Source organism: Streptomyces sp. NPDC048172 (assembly GCF_043202595.1).
GTDB lineage: Bacteria > Actinomycetota > Actinomycetes > Streptomycetales > Streptomycetaceae > Streptomyces.
Genome location: NZ_JBIDAT010000006.1, coordinates 393075 through 412260, shown reverse-complemented (window position 1 = coordinate 412260; position 19186 = coordinate 393075). Strand labels below are relative to the sequence as shown.

Annotated in this window: 15 protein-coding genes; all 15 read left to right on the top strand. The window is 72.9% G+C overall.

Annotated features, from left to right (window positions below; genetic code table 11):
• Positions 1–2: 2 nt before the first annotated feature.
• The 15 genes from asnB to rfbC all read left to right on the top strand — a co-directional run bounded on the left by asnB (position 3) and on the right by rfbC (position 19183).
• Entirely contained in the window at positions 3–1919 is a 1917-nt protein-coding gene (gene asnB, locus ACGF3A_RS27610) for an asparagine synthase (glutamine-hydrolyzing) (RefSeq protein ID WP_393733034.1), read from the top strand.
• On the top strand, positions 1916–4135 hold the full coding sequence (locus ACGF3A_RS27605; protein WP_393733033.1) for a bi-domain-containing oxidoreductase: 2220 nt from the start codon (positions 1916–1918) through the stop codon (positions 4133–4135). The genes asnB and ACGF3A_RS27605 overlap by 4 nt, the downstream gene beginning before the upstream one ends.
• Positions 4132–6138, top strand: coding sequence for an alginate lyase family protein (locus ACGF3A_RS27600; RefSeq protein ID WP_393733032.1), 2007 nt, complete (start codon positions 4132–4134; stop codon positions 6136–6138). The genes ACGF3A_RS27605 and ACGF3A_RS27600 overlap by 4 nt, the downstream gene beginning before the upstream one ends.
• A gap of 69 nt (positions 6139–6207) precedes the next feature.
• Positions 6208–7692, top strand: coding sequence for a right-handed parallel beta-helix repeat-containing protein (locus tag ACGF3A_RS27595; RefSeq protein ID WP_393733391.1), 1485 nt, complete (start codon positions 6208–6210; stop codon positions 7690–7692).
• Position 7693: 1 nt separating this feature from the next.
• Positions 7694–8941: an O-antigen ligase domain-containing protein gene (locus ACGF3A_RS27590; protein ID WP_393733031.1), complete on the top strand. Its 1248-nt coding sequence runs from the start codon at positions 7694–7696 to the stop codon at positions 8939–8941.
• A gap of 8 nt (positions 8942–8949) precedes the next feature.
• On the top strand, positions 8950–10161 hold the full coding sequence (locus tag ACGF3A_RS27585) for a glycosyltransferase (RefSeq protein ID WP_393733030.1): 1212 nt from the start codon (positions 8950–8952) through the stop codon (positions 10159–10161).
• A complete protein-coding gene (locus ACGF3A_RS27580; protein ID WP_393733029.1) occupies positions 10158–11393 on the top strand; it encodes a class I SAM-dependent methyltransferase in 1236 nt (411 codons plus the stop codon). The genes ACGF3A_RS27585 and ACGF3A_RS27580 overlap by 4 nt, the downstream gene beginning before the upstream one ends.
• Positions 11390–12211, top strand: a complete 822-nt coding sequence (locus tag ACGF3A_RS27575; protein WP_393733028.1) for a glucose-1-phosphate cytidylyltransferase — start codon at positions 11390–11392, stop codon at positions 12209–12211. Before ACGF3A_RS27580 ends, ACGF3A_RS27575 begins: the two co-directional genes overlap by 4 nt.
• A complete protein-coding gene (locus ACGF3A_RS27570) occupies positions 12208–12855 on the top strand; it encodes a PIG-L deacetylase family protein (protein WP_393733027.1) in 648 nt (215 codons plus the stop codon). The genes ACGF3A_RS27575 and ACGF3A_RS27570 overlap by 4 nt, the downstream gene beginning before the upstream one ends.
• A gap of 3 nt (positions 12856–12858) precedes the next feature.
• Entirely contained in the window at positions 12859–13881 is a 1023-nt protein-coding gene (locus ACGF3A_RS27565) for an NAD-dependent epimerase/dehydratase family protein (RefSeq protein WP_393733026.1), read from the top strand.
• A complete protein-coding gene (locus ACGF3A_RS27560; protein WP_393733025.1) occupies positions 13881–15167 on the top strand; it encodes a DUF4910 domain-containing protein in 1287 nt (428 codons plus the stop codon). Before ACGF3A_RS27565 ends, ACGF3A_RS27560 begins: the two co-directional genes overlap by 1 nt.
• 5 nt (positions 15168–15172) lie before the next feature.
• A complete protein-coding gene (locus tag ACGF3A_RS27555; protein WP_393733390.1) occupies positions 15173–16483 on the top strand; it encodes a hypothetical protein in 1311 nt (436 codons plus the stop codon).
• Complete coding sequence (locus ACGF3A_RS27550) at positions 16480–17427, top strand: glycosyltransferase family 2 protein (RefSeq protein WP_393733024.1); 948 nt, start codon at positions 16480–16482, stop codon at positions 17425–17427. Before ACGF3A_RS27555 ends, ACGF3A_RS27550 begins: the two co-directional genes overlap by 4 nt.
• The gene (locus ACGF3A_RS27545) at positions 17424–18635 is read left to right on the top strand and encodes a polysaccharide pyruvyl transferase family protein (protein ID WP_393733023.1); all 1212 of its coding nucleotides are present in this window, start codon (positions 17424–17426) and stop codon (positions 18633–18635) included. Before ACGF3A_RS27550 ends, ACGF3A_RS27545 begins: the two co-directional genes overlap by 4 nt.
• Entirely contained in the window at positions 18632–19183 is a 552-nt protein-coding gene (gene rfbC, locus ACGF3A_RS27540; RefSeq protein WP_393733022.1) for a dTDP-4-dehydrorhamnose 3,5-epimerase, read from the top strand. Before ACGF3A_RS27545 ends, rfbC begins: the two co-directional genes overlap by 4 nt.
• The last annotated feature ends 3 nt before the right edge of the window (positions 19184–19186 follow it).

The following is a 19186-nucleotide window of genomic DNA, read 5'->3' as shown; positions in this document are numbered from 1 at the left end:
ACGTGTGTGGCATCGCAGGCACGTATCGATGGCCGGACGGGAAGGCCGTGACCGACCGGCTCACCGACACCCTGGCCCATCGCGGACCGGACGGGGCCGGCCGGTACAGCCACCCCGCCGGTGACGGCGAGGTGGAGCTCGGGCACCGCCGCCTGGCCATCATCGACCTGTCCGGGACCGGGGCCCAGCCGATGGTCTCGGACGGGCTCGCCCTGACGTACAACGGCGAGCTGTACAACGCGCCCCAGTTACGGGCCGAACTCACGGCCGCCGGGGTCTCGTTCCGCGGCACCTCCGACACGGAGGTCGTGCTGGAGGCGTGGCGGCGCTGGGGCACGGAGTGCCTGCCCCGGCTGCGCGGCATGTTCGCGTTCGGGATCTTCGACGAGCGCACCGGCGAGCTGGTCCTCGTCCGCGACCAGCTCGGCATCAAGCCGCTCTTCCTGCTCCGGCGCGGCCAGGGGCTGGTGTTCGCCTCCGAGCTCAAGGCGCTCGCCGCCGCGACCGGCGGCTCGCTGGAGGTGGACCACGGGGCGCTGGTGGCCTCGCTGCTGTACTACTGGGTGCCGGACACCCGGTGCGCGTTCCGCGAGGCCGAGAAGCTGCAGCCGGGCAGCTGGCTGCGGATCAGGCCCGACGGCCGGACCGAGCGCGGCCGGTACTGGAACCTGAAGGACGTCGCCGCCGAGGCCCGCGAGCGCGCCCTGGCCGGAGAGCAGCCGGACCTCGCCGCCCTCGTCGAGGAGTCCACCCGGCAGCACATGCTCTCCGACGTCCCCGTGGCGACCTTCCTCTCCGGCGGCCTCGACTCCAGCTACCTGACGGCGCTCGCGGCCCGCCACCAGCCCGGGATCTCCGCCTACACGATCGGATTCCGCGCCGAGGACGCCAAGTTCGAGGCGATGCCCGACGACCTGCGCTACGCCCGGCAGGTGGCCGCGCGGTTCGGCGTCGACCTGCACGAGATCGAGATCGCCCCGAACGTGCTCGACCTGCTGCCGCAGATGACGTACCACCTGGACGAGCCGATCGGCGACCCCGCCGCGATCAACACCTTCCTGATCTGCTCGGCGGCCCGGGAGGCCGGGGTCAAGGTGATGCTCTCGGGGATGGGCGCCGACGAGCTGTTCGCCGGGTACCGCAAGCACCTGGCCAACCTGCTCGCGCTGCGCTACCAGCGCGTCCCGCGGCCCCTGCGGCGCGGCCTGTCCGCGGCCGTGGACCGTCTGCCGGTCGCCACGGCCCGCCGGGGCTACCGCTCGGTGCGCTTCGCCAAACGGTTCCTCTCCTTCGCGGACCTGCCCGAGGAGACCGCGTTCCGGCGCAGCTACACCATGTACGACCGGGACGAACTGCTCGCCCTGGTCGACCCGGACCTGGCCGGGACCGTCGAGGACGTACTGACCGAGCACGCGGACATCTACCGCGACAACGAGCTCGACGACTTCGTCAACCGCATGTGCCTGGGCGACTCCCGGATGTTCCTGCCGGGCCTCAACCTCACCTACACGGACCGTTCCAGCATGGCCGCGTCCACCGAGGTACGGGTGCCGTACGTGGACGTCGAGGTGGTCAAGGCGGCGTTCGCCGTGCCCGGCGACCGCAAGATCGTCGGACGGCAGGGCAAGGCCGTCCTCAAGGAGGCGGCGACCTCGGTCCTGCCCCGGGAGATCGTCTACCGGCCCAAGGGCCTGTTCAGCGCGCCGCTGCGGGCCTGGATGAGCCGGGACCTGGCACCGCTCGTGCGCGAGGTGGCGAACGACGGTGTGCTCGTCCGCTCCGGCATCCTGCGCCGCGACGCGCTGGCCCGGCTCGTCGCCGAGGACGCCGCCGGGCAGCGGGACTTCTCCAAGCATCTCTGGCATGTGCTGACTCTTGAGTACTGGTATCGCGGCGCGACGTCCAAGGAGACCGTGTGAAGCAGGTTGTTCAGAACTACAAGAGCGGCGAACTGGCGCTGCTCGACGTCCCGGTACCGGGGTGCAAGCCGGGCGGTGTGCTGGTCAGGAGCGCCTACTCGCTGATCTCCACCGGCACCGAGCTCATGAAGGTCTCCGAGGCCGGGATGTCGATGGTGGGCAAGGCCCGCTCCCGCCCCGACCAGGTGGCCAAGGTCATGCAGAGCGTCGCCACCAACGGGGTGCCCGCCACCTACCGCAAGGTGATGGGCAAGCTGGACTCCTGGACGCCGCTGGGCTACTCGCTGTGCGGGGTCGTCGAGCAGGTCGGCGCCGGGATCGACGACGTGGCCGTCGGCGACCTCGTGGCCTGCGCGGGCAACGAGCACGCGCTGCACGCCGAGCTGAACTGGGTGCCGAAGAACCTCTACGCCCCGGTGCCGGAAGGACTCGCGCCGCGGCACGCCGCCTTCGGCACCGTCGGCTCGATCGCGCTGCAGGGCGTCCGCCGGGGCGAGCCGCAGCTCGGCGACGTCACGCTGGTCATCGGCCTCGGGCTGATCGGCCAGCTGGTGGTGCAGCTGCTCGCCGCCTCGGGGGCCCGCGTCGTCGGCGTCGACCCCGACCCGGCGCGCTGCGAGCTGGCCGAGCGGCTGGGCGCCGCCGTCTGCGGCGACCCCGCGTCCGCCGCCGTGGAGGCCGCCGTCGCCGAGCTCACCGGCGGCCACGGCGTGGACCAGGTGTATCTGGCGGCGGGCGGCGGCAGCAATCAGCCCGTCGAGCTGGCGGCCCGGCTGTGCCGGGACCGCGGCCGGGTCGTCGACATCGGCAAGTGCCGCCTGGACCTGCCGTGGAACGCGTACTACGAGAAGGAACTGGACGTCCGGTTCTCTCGCTCGTACGGCCCCGGGCGGTACGACCCGGAGTACGAGCTGGAGGGGCGCGACTACCCGATCGGCTACGTGCGCTGGACCGAGCGCCGCAACCTGGCCTGCTTCCTCGACCTCGCCGCGCGCGGCAGCGTCGACGTGGAGCCCCTGATCACCCGCACCGCCGAGTTCGACGACGCCGTCGGGACGTACCAGAGCCTCAAGGACGGCGAACTGAAGGCCGTGGCCGTGCTCTTCCGCTACCCCGAGTCCGAGGACAAGGGGGAGACGGAGGACGCCCCGGAGGCGGTCGTGCCCTCGGTCGCCGTGCCCGCCACGAGCGGGAAGCGGAACCCGGCGCGCGGCACCAACGCGCCGGTGCGCCTCGCGTTCGTCGGCGCGGGGAACTACGCGACGTCGATGCTGCTGCCGCACCTCTCCGGGCGCGACGGCGTGACGCTCTCCACCGTCGTCACCACCACCGCGCTCTCCGCCGCCAACGCCAAGCGGAAGTTCGGCTTCGCCGAGGCGACCACCGACCTCGACGCCGTGCTCGGCGACAAGTCCGTCGACGCGGTGTTCGTGGTCACCCGGCACAGCTCGCACGCCGAACTGACCCGCAAGGCGCTGCTCTCCGGCAAGGCCGTCTTCGTGGAGAAGCCCCTGGCCCTCACCGAGGAGGATCTGGCCGGGGTGCTCGCGGCGGTCGAGGAGTCCGGCAACGACCGGCTGCAGGTGGGGTTCAACCGGCGGTTCGCGCCGCTGCTCCAGGAGGCCAGGAAGCGGTTCGGCGCCCGGTCGGGACCGGCGAGCCTCCGCTACCTCGTCAACGCCGGACGGCTGGACCACGGCAGCTGGTACCTCCAGCAGGACACCGAGGGCTCGCGGTTCGCGGGCGAGGGCGGGCACTTCATCGACACGGCGAGCTGGCTGCTCGGCGCCGACCCGGTCTCGGCGTACGCGGTGGGCACGTCCGGCAACGAGGACCTCCAGATCGTCCTGCGCTACCCGGACGGCTCCACCGCCACCCTCAGCTACGTCACCACCGGAGCGGCGGGCTTCCCCAAGGAGACCCTCGACATGGTCGCCGACGGCAAGGCGCTGCGGCTCGACGACTTCGTCCGCGCCTCGGTGTACGCGAACAGCGCCGGGCGCAAAAAGTGGGTCAGCTCGCGGCTGCCCAAGGCTCGCGACAAGGGGCAGAACGCCGAACTGGCCTCGTTCGTACGGGCCGTGCGCACCGGCGGGCCCATGCCGGTGCCGCTGGAGTCGCTGGCCGCCACCACGGCGGCCACCCTCGCGGTGCGGACGAGCCTGGCCGGGGGCGTGCCGGTGGCCCTGACGGGGGCCCTGGCGGGGGCGCGATGACCGTGAGTTCGGGGAGCGCGGGCTGGTACCTGCGGCGGCTGTCCCGGATGGGGCCGCGGGAGGTCGGCGGCCGCGCCGCCGACACGGCGCGCAGGCGGCTGTGGCGGCGGGTACGCCCGGAGGCCCCGCGCGTGACTGGCGCCCGCTTCACCTCGGCCCTGCCCGCCGGGACGCTCGCCACGGTGCCGCCCGACGCCGCGAAACGCCTCCTCGCCGAGGCGGACCGGCTGATGGCCGGGCACGCGGAGTTCTTCGGCGTGCCCCGCGACGACCTGGCCGACCCGGACTGGTGGTACGACCCGAAGACCGGGCGCCGGGCCCCCTGGGGTTACGCCTTCGACGTGCCCTACCGGGACGAGCAGGCGTCCGGGGACATCAAGCAGATCTGGGAGCCGTCCCGGCACCAGTACCTCACCGTGCTCGCCTCCGCCTACGCGCTCAGCGGGAACGAGCGGTACGCCGAGCGCGTCGCCGCGCAGCTGCGCGCGTGGTGGGGGGCGAACGCGCCGCTGCGCGGCGTCCACTGGATCAGCGGCATCGAACTGGGCATCCGGCTGGTCTCCTGGGTGTGGATCCGGCGGCTGCTCGACGGCTGGCCGGGCGCGGCCGGGCTCTTCGAGGAGAACCCGGTGGCGCGGAACCAGATCTGGCACCACCAGCGCTGGCTGGCCGCCTTCCCCAGCCGGGGGTCCTCCGCGAACAACCACGTCATCGCCGAGGCCGCCGGACAGGCCGCGGCGGCCTGCGCGTTCGACTGGTTCCCGGACTCGGCGCGCTGGCGGACCGGCGCGCTGCGCTCGCTGGACCGGCACCTGCGCGCCAACACCTTTCCCTCCGGGCTCAACCGCGAGCTGGCCACCGAGTACCACGGGCTCGTGCTGGAGCTGGGCCTCGCCGCGGTGGCCGAGGCGGACGCCGCGCGCGTACCGGTCCCTCCGACGGTCCGGCTGGTGCTGCTGCGGATGACCGACGCGCTCGCGGCCGTCGTGGACAGCCACCTTCGGCCGCCGCGCCAGGGTGACGCGGACGACGGGCACGGCCTGGTCGTGGACGGCGCGGGCACCGACCGCTGGGCCTCGCTGCTGGCCACCGGGGACGCCGTCTTCGGGCGGCTCGGCTGGTGGCCCGAGGTGACCGGCACCGATGTCCGTACGCCGCTGCTGGCCGCGCTCGTCCGGCCGTACCCGAAGCGGGGGAGCGCACCCGCCGCGTCCCGCCCGGCGGCCCGGCCGGCGCACTTCGCCGACGCGGGCATGACGATCCTGCGCGGCCCGGGGGAGATCTGGTGCCGCTGCGACGGCGGTCCGCACGGCTTCCTGTCCATCGCCGCGCACGCCCACGCCGACGCGCTCTCCGTCGAGGTCCGGCACGACGGGGTCGAGGTGCTGGCCGACCCGGGGACGTACTGCTACCACGGGGAGCCCGAGTGGCGGCGGTACTTCCGCTCGACCCTCGGCCACAACACGCTGGAGCTGAACGGCGCGGACCAGTCGGTCTCCGGCGGCCCGTTCCTGTGGACCCGGCACGCCCGCAGCCGCGTCCTCGTCGCGGAGCCGGGCGGCGCCGCCGAGGGCGGGACGGCCCGCTGGAGCGCCGAGCACGACGGCTACGCGCCCGCCGTGCACCGCCGCAGCGTGGAGCTCGCCGCCGGGGGAGGGGAGCTGCGCGTGGTCGACGAGGTCCGGGGCGGGCGCGGCGCGCACGCCCCGCGCCCGGCGGCCGTACGGCTGGCGTTCCACCTCGGCCCGGAGATCGCCGCGGAGCTGACCGGGAACCGCGCCGTGCTCACCTGGACCCGGGACGACGAGGACCGCTCCGCGGTGCTCGACCTGCCCGGGGAGCTGCGCTGGCGGGCGCACCGTGGCGAGGCCGACGCCCCGCTGGGCTGGTACTCCGCGGGCTTCGGGCGCAAGACACCGGCCACGACGCTGGTCGGCACGGGCCCCGCCGACGGCACGGCGCCGTCGGGGGAGTTCACGACCGTACTCAGGTTCCGCGGATAGGGAGGACGTGTGATCACGAGGTGGCACCGGGCGTTGCCCGCAGCGCCGCTGGTGCTGGCCCTGCTGGCGATGACCGGCTGCGACAGCTCGCCGGACGGCGGCGGGGACGGAGGCGGCAAGGACGCGCGGTCCAAGCCTGCCTCCGGACCGCACACGCCCGTGGCGCGGGTCTGCGCGAAGCCCGCGGCGGGGCCGTCGAAGGCACCGGCGGGCGCGGTCACGGTCGATCCGGGGAAGGTCGGCGATCTGGCCGCGAAGACCAAGAGCCGCCCGGCGGGCACGACGTTCTGGTTACGGCCGGGCACGCACAGGCTCGATCCGGACCCGTACGCCCAGGTCGTCCCCAAGAAGGGGAACCGCTACCTCGGCGCGCCGGGCGCCGTGCTCGACGGCCGGAAGAAGAACCGGTACGCGTTCGGCGGTTCCGGCGACGACGTGACCGTCCGCCACCTCACTGTGCAGCGCTTCGTGGCGCCGCCGGACGAGGGGGTGGTCAACCACGACTCGGCCGACGGATGGACCATCGCGAACTCGAAGATCCAGAAGAACTCCGGCGCCGGGCTGATGGCCGGTGACCGCCAGCGGGTCCGCGACAACTGCCTGCGCGCGAACGGCCAGTACGGCATGAACGCGTACAAGTCCAAGGGCCGCCTCACCGACCTGCTGGTCGAGGGCAACGAGATCGTGGGCAACAACACCGACGACTGGGAGCGGCGGCGCGAGGGCTGCGGCTGCACGGGCGGCGTGAAGTTCTGGGCCGTCGACGGCGCCGACGTACGCGGCAACTGGGTGCACGACAACCGCGGGACCGGGCTGTGGGCGGACACCAACAACAACGACTTCCGCATCGAGAAGAACGTCCTGGAGACCAACGACGGCGCAGCCCTGATCTACGAGACCAGCTACAACGCGGTCATCCGCGAGAACACGATCCGGCGGAACAACTGGGTGGACGGCCGCAAGTACGCCAAGAAGGGCGACAGCTTCCCGTTCGCGACCCTCTACTTCTCCGAGTCCGGCGGCGAACCCCGGATCAAGGCCCGTACGGACGAGATCGAGGTCTCCCGGAACCTGCTGGAGAACAACTGGTCCGGGATCACCCTGTGGGAGAACGCCGACCGGTTCTGCAACAGCCCGGCGAACACCTCCTCCGGCGACTGCACGCTGCTGGTGAAGAAGACCGACCGCTGCGCACGGCCGTCCATCGCCGACCGGCCGCTCTACGACGACTGCCGCTGGAAGACCCAGCGCGTGAACATCCACCACAACCGCTTCGTGCTGGACAAGTCCGTCGTCGACTGCACGGTGAAGTGCGACCGCATGGCCGTGCTGGCCAACTTCGGCACGTATCCCAAGTGGTCGCCGTACAAGGGCAAGCGGATCGCCGACGCGATCACCCGCAAGCAGCACAACCGCTGGCACGACAACGACTACAGCGGACCGTGGAAGTTCGTCGCCCACGACCCCAGCGGGATCCTCGACTTCGAGCAGTGGCAGGGGCCGCCGTACGAGCAGGACAAGGACAGCACCCTCGACCCGCAGGCCGGAGGGTGAGATGAGCACGGACACACCGGGCGCGGGGACGCCGAAGGCCGTCGGGATCGTGTGGGGACTGCTGATCCTCAACACGCTCGGCTCCGCCGGGGCCAAGACGATCATCCCGCTGCCCCGTTCCCTCATCCAGCTGGTCACCATGGGCGCGCTGGTCGGCGCGTTCGCGCTGGCGCTCGGGCTCAACCTCCGGCTGCGCATCCGGTCGAGCGCCTTCGTGCTGCTGCTCACGCTGCTGCTCGTGCCGAGCGTGATCTCCAGCCTGCAGCTGGAGTCGGGGCTCGGCGCGCTGTTCCGCTGCGGGCGGCTGGCCCTCTTCATCGCCACGCTCTGGCTGCTCACCCGCTGGTGGGACGGCGGCCTGACGTTCGTACGGCACCACATCCGGATGTACTTCGCGGTGCTCGGCTCCGTCGCCGCCGGAGCGCTCGTCTCGCCGGGCGCGGCCATGCCCGAGCTCTACGGCGGGCGGCTGGTCGGCGCGCTGTGGCCGCTCACCCCGCCGCAGATCGGCCAGTACGCCGCGGTGATCATCGGGCTCACCGTGCTGCTCGTCCTCGGCCGCAGGACCGACAAGGCCAGCGCGGCGGTCATCATCGTGCCCTCGCTCGTGCTGCTCGCGCTGACCCACACCCGTACGGCCACGCTCGGCATGCTCATGGGGCTGACGCTGGCGATCGGCTCGCTCGTCCTGACCAGCGCCGCCGCGCGCCGGTTCTTCACCTGGGCGGTGGTGATCGTCGCGGTGGCCGGGGTGGGGTTCGCTCCCGCGCTCCGGGCGTGGTTCCTGCGCGGCCAGAGCCAGGAGTACCTCACCAGCCTCACCGGGCGTGCCAAGGTCTGGGACGCGCTGCTGGCGGCGCCCCGTACGACCGGGGAGAAGCTCTTCGGGATGGGCCTGGGCGACAAGTCGTTCGGCGGGCTGCCCATCGACAACAGCTGGTACGCCGTCTACCAGGAACAGGGCTGGGCCGGTGTCGTCCTCGTGTCGGCGATCATCCTCGTGCTGGGCGGCGTCGCGCTGCTGCGGCCCCCGTCGCTCGCGCGGGCCTGCGCGATCTTCCTGATCAGCTACTGCGCCATCGCGTCGTACACCGAGGCCGGGCTGGGCGACGCCTCGCCGTACCTGCTGCATCTGGCCCTGGCCGCCTCGCTGCTGGCCACGCCCACCGCGCCCGCGCCGCTCATGACGCCCGTGACACCCACGACGCCGCACATCCGGGTCCCGAGCTGGGCCAGGGGAAGGAGGTGACCTCGACGATGCACGTTCTCGTGGTGCACAACCGCTACGCCTCGGCGCAGCCGAGCGGGGAGAACAAGGTCGTCGACCAGGAGGTGGCGCTGCTGCGCGCGGCAGGTCACCGGGTGGAGACGTTCGAGCGGCGCAGCGACGACATCGCGGCGCGTTCCCTGCCGGGGAAGGCCGCGGTGCCGCTGCTGGTGCCGTGGAACCCGTCGGTCCGCAGGGAGCTGGCCGCCCGGCTGCGTGCCCAGCGCCCCGACGTCGTGCACGTCCACAACGTCTTCCCGCTGCTGTCGCCCGCGGTGCTGGCCGCCTGCGCCGACGCCGGGGTGCCCGCCGTGGCCACGCTGCACAACTACACCCAGGTCTGCCCGCCCGGCACCCTGCAGCGCGACGGACAGCCGTGCACCGAGTGCGTCGGCTCGTCGGTGCCGCTGCCCGCCGTCCGGCACGGCTGCTACCGCGACTCCCGGCTGGCGACGGTGCCGCTCGCGGTCAGCCTGACGGCCAACCGGCGGCGGTGGTGGACCGGCGTGGAGCGGTTCTTCTGCATCTCCGCCGCCCAGCGCGACGTCCTCGTACGGGCGGGTATGCCCGCCGAACGGCTGGCGGTGAAGCACAACTTCGTGCCGGAGCCGGACGTCCGGCGGACGGGCCCCGGCGAGCACGTGCTCTACCTCGGGCGGCTCGCCGAGACGAAGGGCCTGCGGCTGCTCATGGCCGCGTGGGACGAGATCGCCGACGGCGGCGGCGCGGGCGTCCCGCTCGTGATCGCGGGCACCGGGCCGCTGGAGGCCGAGGTGACCGCCTGGGCGGTGGGCCGGGACGACGTGCGCTATGTCGGGCTGTACGGCCCGGAGGAGTGCCGCCGGGCGATCGCGCGGGCGGTCGCCGTGGTGGCTCCCTCGACGTGGCTGGAGGCGTTCGGCCTGGTCGTCGTGGAGGCGATGGCGGCGGGGGTCCCGGCCGTCGCCGCCGGGCACGGCGCCTTCACCGAACTCGTCGAGGACGGCGTGACCGGGCTGCTGCACCGGCCGCGCGAGGCCGCCTCGCTCGCGTCCTGCCTGCGCCGGATCACGGACGGGCCGGAGCGCAACCAAGAGATGGGCCGGGCGGCCCGGCTCCGTTACGAGCGGGGCTTCAGCCCCGCCGTGGGGCTGGAGCGCCTGGTGGAGGGGTACCGCACCGCGATCGCGGGGCGGACCGAAATATTGGGGGGCAACAAATGACACGATGCCGGCTCTGCGGCTCGACGGCGACGGCGAGCGTCGTCGACCTGGGAGCGACACCGCCTTGTGAGAGCTTTCTCGCCGCGGAACAGCTGGACCAGCCGGAGCCCGCGTACCCGCTGCATCTGCGGGTCTGCACCGAGTGCTGGCTCGCGCAGATACCGCCGCTGATCACACCCGAGGAGACGTTCAAGGAGTACGCGTACTTCTCCTCCTTCTCGACCTCGTGGGTGGAGCACGCGCGGACGTTCGTCAGCGACGCGGCGGAGCGCGTGGGCCTGGACTCCGGCTCGTTCGTGGTCGAGGTCGCGAGCAACGACGGCTATCTGCTCAAGCACGTGGTGGACCGGGGGATCCGCTGCCTGGGCATCGAGCCGTCGGTGAACGTCGGCGGCGCGGCGCGGGACGCGGGCGTGCCCACGCTCACGGAGTTCCTGTCCCCGGAGACCGGCTCGGGCGTCCGCGCCGAGCACGGCCCGGCGGACCTGGTCGTGGCCAACAACGTGTACGCGCACATCCCCGACGTGGTCGGCTTCACCCAGGGGCTGCGGGCGCTCGTCGCCGACGACGGCTGGGTCTCCATCGAGGTGCAGCACCTGCTGACCCTGATCGAGGAGAACCAGTACGACACGATCTACCACGAGCACTTCCAGTACTACACGGTCGCGTCCGCGATCCGGGCGCTCGCCAGCGGCGGGCTCTCGCTCGTCGACGTCGAGCTGCTGCCCACCCACGGCGGCTCCATCCGGCTGTGGGCCCGCCCGGACGGGGCGGCGGGGGAGCCCTCGCCGCGCGTCGCCGACGTACTGGCGAGGGAGAAGGCCGCGGGCCTCCAGGAGCTGTCCGGGTACACCGAGTTCTCCGCGCGGGTCGCCAAGGTGCGCCGGGACCTCCTCAAGTTCCTCATCGAGGCCGCCGAGCGCGGCGAGACGGTCGTCGGCTACGGCGCCCCCGGCAAGGGCAACACCCTGCTCAACCACTGCGGCATCCGGCCCGACCTGCTCGCCTACACGGTCGACCGCAACCCCTACAAGCACGGCAGGTTCACCCCGGGCACCCGCGTCCCGATCCTGCCGCCCGAGCGGATAGCCGCCGACCGGCCCGACTACGTGCTCGTCCTCCCGTGGAACCTGCGGGACGAGCTCGTCGAGCAGCTGTCCTACGTGCACGACTGGGGCGGCCGGCTGGTCTTCCCCATTCCGGAACTGAGCATTGTCGAGGTGGAGCGATGAAGGTCGTACTGTTCTGCGGCGGTTACGGGTTACGGATGCGCAGCGGCGACTCCGACGACATGCCCAAGCCGATGGCGATGGTCGGCCCGCGCCCGCTGATCTGGCACGTCATGCGGTACTACGCGCACTTCGGGCACACGGAGTTCATCCTGTGCCTGGGCTACGGGGCGCACCACATCAAGGAGTTCTTCCTCAACTACGAGGAGACGGCGTCCAACGACTTCGTCCTGCGGAACGGGCGCACCGAGCTGCTGTCCACCGACATCGCCGACTGGACGATCACGTTCGCGCAGACCGGCATCGAGTCACCGATCGGGGAGCGGCTGCGCCGGGTGCGGCACCACCTGGACGGCGACGAGATGTTCCTCGCCAACTACGCCGACGTGCTCACCGACGCGCCGCTGCCGGAGATGATCGACCGGTTCTCCCGGCGGGACGCCGGTGCCTCGATGCTGGTCGTACCGCCGCAGTCCTCGTTCCACTGCGTGGACCTGGGCGACGACGGACTGGTCGGGGGCATCACCGCGGTCAGCGAGCTGCCGCTGTGGGAGAACGGCGGCTACTTCGTGCTCCGCCAGGAGGTCTTCGACCACATCCCGGAGGGCGGCGACCTCGTCGCCGACGGCTGCGCCCAGCTGGCCAAGCGCGGGCGGCTGGTGGCCCACCAGCACCGCGGCTTCTGGAAGCCGACCGACACCGTGAAGGAGCGTGCCGCGCTCGACTCCGCCTACGCCCGCGGCGACCGCCCGTGGGCCGTGTGGGAGCGCGACGCCGTGGGCGCGGCCGGGGCCGCCGGAGCCGCCGGAGCCAGAGCGTGATCCGGCTCGGCGCCGGGCGCCTGGAACGGATCGTCGCCGTGGGCGCGCACTGCGACGACATCGCCATCGGCGCGGGCGGCACGCTGCTCGCGATGTGCCTCGCCCGCCCCGGCCTCCGCGTCGACGCACTGGTGCTCTCCGGCGGCGGCACCGAGCGGGAGCAGGAGGAGCGGGCCGCGCTCGCCGCCTTCTGCCCGGGCGCCGAACTGCGGCTGACCGTGCTCAAGCTGCCCGACGGGCGGATGACGGCGCGCTGGGACGAGGCCAAGGCGGCAGTCGAGGAGCTGCGCGAGCGCACCGATCCCGAACTCGTGCTCGCCCCGCGCACCGCCGACGCGCACCAGGACCACCGGGGCCTGGCGCAGCTCGTGCCCACCGCGTTCCGCGACCACCTCGTGCTCGGCTACGAGATCGTCAAGTGGGACGGCGACCTCGGCCGCCCCTCCGCCTACCAGCCGCTGCCGCCCGAGATCGCCGAGCGGAAGGTCGGGCTGCTGCAGGAGCACTACCCCTCGCAGCGGCACCGGTCCTGGTACGACCGGGAAGCCTTCCTCGGCCTCGCGCGGATCCGCGGCATCGAATGCCACGCCCGCTACGCCGAGGCGTTCGACGTCACCAAACTCACTCTCGACCTGGGGGAATGAACCTTGCGCGTACTGCTGACCGGTCACCAGGGCTACCTGGGCACCGTGATGGCCCCGGTCCTCACCGCCGCCGGGCACGATGTCGTCGGGCTCGACGCGGGCCTCTTCGCCAACTGCCTGCTGGGACCGTCTCCCACGGACCCCGCCGGGCACCGGGTGGACCTGCGGGACGTCACCGCCGAACACGTGGCCGGGGTGGACGCCGTGATCCATCTGGCCGCGCTCTCCAACGACCCGCTGGGATCGCTGGCCCCCGACCTCACCTACGACATCAACCACCACGCGTCCACGCGGCTGGCCCGGCTGGCCCGCGAGGCCGGGGTGCGGCGCTTCCTGTACGCGTCGACCTGCTCCGTCTACGGCGCCGCGGGCGGTGACGAGCTGGTGGCCGAGGAGGCCCCGCTGCGCCCGGTGACGCCGTACGCGGAGTCCAAGGTGCGGGTGGAGGACGATCTGCACGCCCTGGCCGACGGCGACTTCACCCCGGTGTTCATGCGCAACGCCACCGCCTTCGGCTACTCGCCCCGGCTCCGCGCCGACATCGTGCTGAACAACCTGGTGGGCCACGCGCTGCTGTCCGGCGAGGTCCTGGTGCTCTCCGACGGCACCCCCTGGCGCCCGCTGGTGCACGCCGCCGACATCGCGCGGGCCTTCACGGCCGCGCTGACCGCGCCGCGCGAGGCGGTGCACGACCGGGCCTTCAACATCGGCAGCGAGGTCAACAACGTCACGGTCGCCGAGATAGCCGACGAGGTCGCCGCCGCGGTCTCCGGCGCGAAGGTGGTGATCACGGGGGAGACCGGCGCCGACCTGCGCTCGTACCGCGTGGACTTCTCCCGGTTCCGCGCCGCGATCCCCGGCTTCGACTGCGAGTGGACGGTGAAGCAGGGCGCGGTCGAACTCGCCGACGCCTACCGGAAGCACGGGCTGACCCGGGCGGACTTCGAGCAGCGCTTCACCCGCCTCGCCGTGCTGCGCGCGGCGTCCGACGCCGGAACCGTCGACGACACCCTGCGGTGGCGCTGATGGCGGGGGCGGGCCCCGGAGTGGGCGAGGAGATGCACGCGCTGGTGGAGCGGATGTACCCGCTCTGCCGGAGCATCACGGGCGACGGGGTGCGCGACACCCTGGCGATCGTCGGCGAGCACCTCCCGCTCCAGCTGCACGAGGTGCCGACCGGGACGCAGGTGCTCGACTGGACGGTGCCGCAGGAGTGGAACATCCGGGACGCGTACGTCGCCGACGCCGCGGGCAACCGTGTCATCGACTTCGCCGCGTCCAGCCTGCACGTCCTCGGCTACAGCGTGCCCGTGTCGCGGACCATGCCCCTCGCCGAACTCCGCGCCCACCTGCACACCCTGCCGGACCACCCGTCCTGGGTGCCGTACCGCACCAGCTACTACACGCCGGAGTGGGGATTCTGCCTGGCCCAGGAGACCCTGGACGCGCTGCCGGAGGGCGAGTACGAGGTACGTATCGACTCCACACTCGCCGACGGGCACCTCACCTACGCCGAGCACGTCGTCCCCGGGCAGGTCCCCGACGAGGTGATCGTCTCCTGCCACGTCTGCCACCCGTCGCTGGCCAACGACAACCTGGCCGGGATCGCGGTGGCGACGTACCTCGCCCGCGCGCTGGCGGAGGGGACCCCGTACTACACCTACCGGTTCGTCTTCGCGCCCGGCACCATCGGCGCGATCACCTGGCTGGCGCGCAACGCCGAGCGGATCGACCTGGTCAAGCACGGGCTGGTGCTGGCCTGCGCCGGGGACCCGGGGCAGCTCACGTACAAGCAGAGCAGGCGCGGCGACGCGGAGATCGACCGGGTGCTGCGGCACGTGCTGAGCACGTCCGAACGCCCGCACCGCGTCACCGAGTTCACCCCGTACGGCTACGACGAGCGGCAGTACTGCTCGCCCGGGTTCGACCTCGGCGTGGGCTCGCTCAGCCGGACCCCCTACGCGGGCTACCCCGAGTACCACACCTCGGCGGACGACCTGGGCTTCGTCACCCCGGAGGCGATGGCCGACACGCTCGCCGTCTGCCGCGAGGCGTTCGCCGTGCTCGACCGCAACCGGCGGTACGTCAACCTCAGCCCGTACGGCGAACCCCAGCTGGGACGGCGCGGGCTGTACGACTCGCTCGGCGGCCGGAGCGACGCGAAGCAGGCCCAGATGGCCATGCTCTGGGTGCTCAGCCTCTCCGACGGCGCGCACACCCTGCTGGACGTCGCCGAGCGGTCCGGGCTGCCCTTCGACACCGTCGCCGCCGCGGCCGAGGCCCTGCGCAGCGCGGACCTGATCAAGGCATGACGTCCATGACCACCGAGGAGGAGAGGGCGACGAAACCACCGGGCCGGGCCAGGCACGCCCGGCCGTCGACGCGTCGGGCCGTGGCCGGCCGGCTCTCCTGGGGACTGGCCGACCAGGCGGTCTGCAGCATGAACAACTTCGCGGTGGGGATCTTCGTCGCCCGCTCGCTCGGGCTGACCGCCTTCGGCGTCTTCAGCCTGGCCTGGGTGACCTACGGCGTGGTGCTCAACGTCTCGCGCGGCCTGGCCACGGACCCGCTCATGGTGCGCTTCAGCGGCGTACCGGAGGCGGACTGGCGCGCGGCGGTGGCCCGCTCCGTGGGCACCGCGCTCGGCGTCGGCACCGCGCTCGGCGCCGTGTCCCTGGCGGTCGGGCTGGGCATCGGGGGCCGGATCGGGCCCGGCTTCGCCTGCCTCGGCGTCGTCCTCCCGGCGCTGCTGCTGCAGGACGCCTGGCGGTTCGCGTTCTTCGCCGCGGGCACCGGGCGCAAGGCGCTCGTCAACGACCTCATGTGGTGCGCCGCGCTCGTCCCGGCCATGCTGGTCGCGGCCCGCGTGGGCAGCGTGGGCGCCTTCGTGCTCGCCTGGGGCGTCGCCGCGGCGGTGCCCGCGCTGTACGGCTGCTTCCAGTCCGGGATCCGGCCCCGCACGGCCGGGGCGCGCGGCTGGCTGCGCGAGCACCGCGACCTCGGCTACCGCTACCTGGTCGAGAACGTCAGCAACAGCGGCGCCGCCCAGCTCCGCGCCTACGGGCTCGGGGCGATCGTCGGGATCAGCGCGGTGGGCGTGATCCGCGGCGCCGAACTGCTCCTCGGCCCGTTCCTCGCGCTGCTCATGGGGCTCTCGCTGGTCACCGTCGCGGAGGCCGCCCGCGTGCTGCGCCAGGCCCCGCACCGGCTGGCCACGTTCTGCCTCGTCATCGGCGGCGGGCAGGCCGCCGCCGCACTGCTGTGGGGCGCGGCGCTGCTGCTGATGCCGGACCGCGCGGGAGAGCTCGTGCTCGGCGACGTCTGGCACGCCTCCTCGCAGCTCATCGTCCCTGCCACCCTCGGCGTCGCCGGTGCCGGTCTCGGCACCGGCGCCGCGGCCGGACTGCGCGCGCTCGCCGCCGCCCGGCGCAGCCTGCGCTGCCAGCTCTTCGCCTCCGCCTGCTACGTCACCGGCGGTCTCGGCGGCGCCGTCGCGGCCGGGACGGAGGGCTCCGCCTGGGGCGTCGCCGCCGCGACCGTCAGCGCCTCGGCCGTGTGGTGGCTGCAACTGCGCTCCGCCCTGCGCGAGCACCACCGGAAATCCATCCCCGAAGTGAGGACGCCTTGACCGCCATTCCCCGTGTGAGCATCGGCCTTCCCGTCTACAACGGCGAGGAGTACCTGGCCGAGTCGCTCGACGCGCTGCTCGGACAGACCTACGAGGACTTCGAGCTGGTCATCTCCGACAACGCCTCGACCGACCGGACCCAGGAGATCTGCCGCGAGTACGCCGCGAAGGACCCGCGGATCCGCTACCTCCGGCTGCTGCGGAACGTCGGCGCCGCGCCCAACCACAACTACGTCTTCACCCGGTGCCGTGGCGAGCTGTTCAAGTGGGCCTCGCACGACGACCTGTACGCCCGTGACCTGCTGCGGCGCTGCGTGGAGGCGCTGGACGCACACCCCGACGTGGTCCTCGCGCACTCGGGCCAGGCGGTCATCGACGGCGACGGCAAGGTGAAGGTCCCGTACGAGTACTCGCTCGCCACCGACTCTCCGCGCGCGCCGGAGCGCTTCCGCAGCTTCCTCTTCGAGCCCGGCGGCGACGACTTCTACGGCCTGATGCGGGCCGACATGCTGCGCCGGGTGCGGCCGCACGACAGCTACCACCACGCGGACCGTACGTTCGTCGCCGAGATCGTCCTGCAAGGGCCGTTCCACCAGGTGCCGGAGCTGCTGTACTTCCGCCGCGACCACCCCACCCGCGCCGAGCGCGCGAACCCCTCCAAGCGCTCCCGCTGCGTCAACCTCGACCCCCGCAGGTCGGGGCCGCTGCACCCCACGCCCCGGCTGCTCGCCGAGTACGTCTGGGGCTTCGTCGAGGCGATCCGGCGGGCGCCGCTCTCCACCGCCGACCGGCGCGCCTGCTACCGCCACCTCGCCTCGTGGATGACCAGCCGGGCCCGCCCCGGCGCGGGCGAGCGCGTCGAGGACCGCGCCCCGGCCGACCCGGCGGCGCTCACGGTCTCCCTCGACGAGCTCGTCGCCGGACGTGAGGGCCGACGGGCATGAGGTCCCCGCGTGAAACCCCGCCACGCGTCGGGGTGTTCGGCCTCCTCGGCTCCGGCAACCTCGGCAACGACGGCTCGCTGGAGGCCGTGCTCGGATACCTCCGCGAGGCGCACCCCGCCTCGCCCGTCGACGCGCTGTGCGGCGGACCCGCGACCGTCACGGCCCGGTACCGGATCCCCGCGACGCGGCTGCACTGGTACCACGGCGAGTACCGGACGGCGTCCCGCGCGGGCGCGATGGCGGGCAAGGGCCTCGGCAAACTCGTCGACGTCTTCCGGACCGCCGCCTGGGTCCGGAAGCACGAGGTGGTGATCGTGCCGGGCATGGGAGTCCTGGAGGCCACGCTGCCGCTGCGTCCGTGGGGCTTCCCCTACTCCCTCTTCCTGCTCTGCGCGGCCGGCCGCCTCTTCCGCACCCGGGTCGCACTCGTCGGCGTGGGCGCGGCGCCGATCGCCGACCGGCCGACCCGCGCCCTGGTCCGCTGGTCGGCGCGGCTGGCCGCGTACCGCTCGTACCGGGACGCCGAGTCCCGCGACGCGATGCGGGAGATGGGCGTGGACACAGCGCGCGACGAGGTGTACCCCGACCTCGCGTTCGCCCTGCCGTCGCCGCCCCGGGGCACGCCGGACGGCACGGTCTGCGTCGGCGTCATGGACTTCCACGGCGGCAACGACGACCGCGCCCGCGCCGACGAGATCCACCGCCGCTATCTCGAAGGGACGACCCGGTTCGTCCGCGCGCTGGCCGAGGACGGCAGACGGGTCCGGCTGCTCACCGGCGACGAGTGCGACACGACGGTGGTCGCCGCGATCCTCGAAGCGGTGGACTCGCCCCTGGTCACGGCCGCCGAAGTGGCTTCCCTGGCCGACCTGATGGCGGAGACGGCGGCCGCGGACGCCGTGGTGGCCATCCGCTACCACAACCTGATCTGCGCGCTGAAGGCCGGAACGCCGACGCTCGCGGTCAGCTACGCGGCCAAGAGCGACGCGCTGATGGCGGGGATGGGCCTCGGCGCGTACTGCCATCCGGCCCGCGAGGTCGATGCCGACCGGCTGCTGGAACAGTTCCGGGAGCTGGAGAAGCACGCGCCGGAGCTGCGCCGGACCCTCGCCGGGCGGAACGAGGAGACCGTCCGGCAACTCGACCACCAGTTCACCGCCTTGACCACGGCCCTGTTCCAGGCGACCGCCCCGCGGGAGACCCCATGAAAGCCACCGAAGTCCCGGAGATCGACGGCGCGTTCCTCTTCGAGCCGACTCCGTACGCCGACGAACGCGGCTTCTTCTGCCGCACCTTCGACGCCGACGTCGTCCGCTCGGTGGGCCTCGACCCGGACGCCTTCGTCCAGGACAGCCTCTCCCGCTCGGTACGGGGCGTGGTGCGCGGCCTCCACCTGCGCTCCGGCAAGGGCGAGGCCAAGCTCGTGCGGTGCTCGTACGGGCGGATCTTCGACGTCGTCGTGGACCTGCGCCCTGACTCGCCGACCTACCGCACGGTGGCCACCTTCGAGCTGTCCGGCGAGACGCAGACGACGCTGTACGTCCCTGCGGGCTGCGCGCACGGCTTCCAGGCGCTGACGGAGACCGCCGACACCTCCTACCGGATCGACCGTCCGCACGATCCGGCCGAGGACGTGACGATCGCCTTCGACGACCCGGAGCTGGCCGTTCCCTGGCCGCTGCCGCCCACCTCGATGTCCCAGCGGGACCGCGAGGCACCGAGCCTCGCCCAGGCCCTGCACCAGGAAGGGAGCTGAACC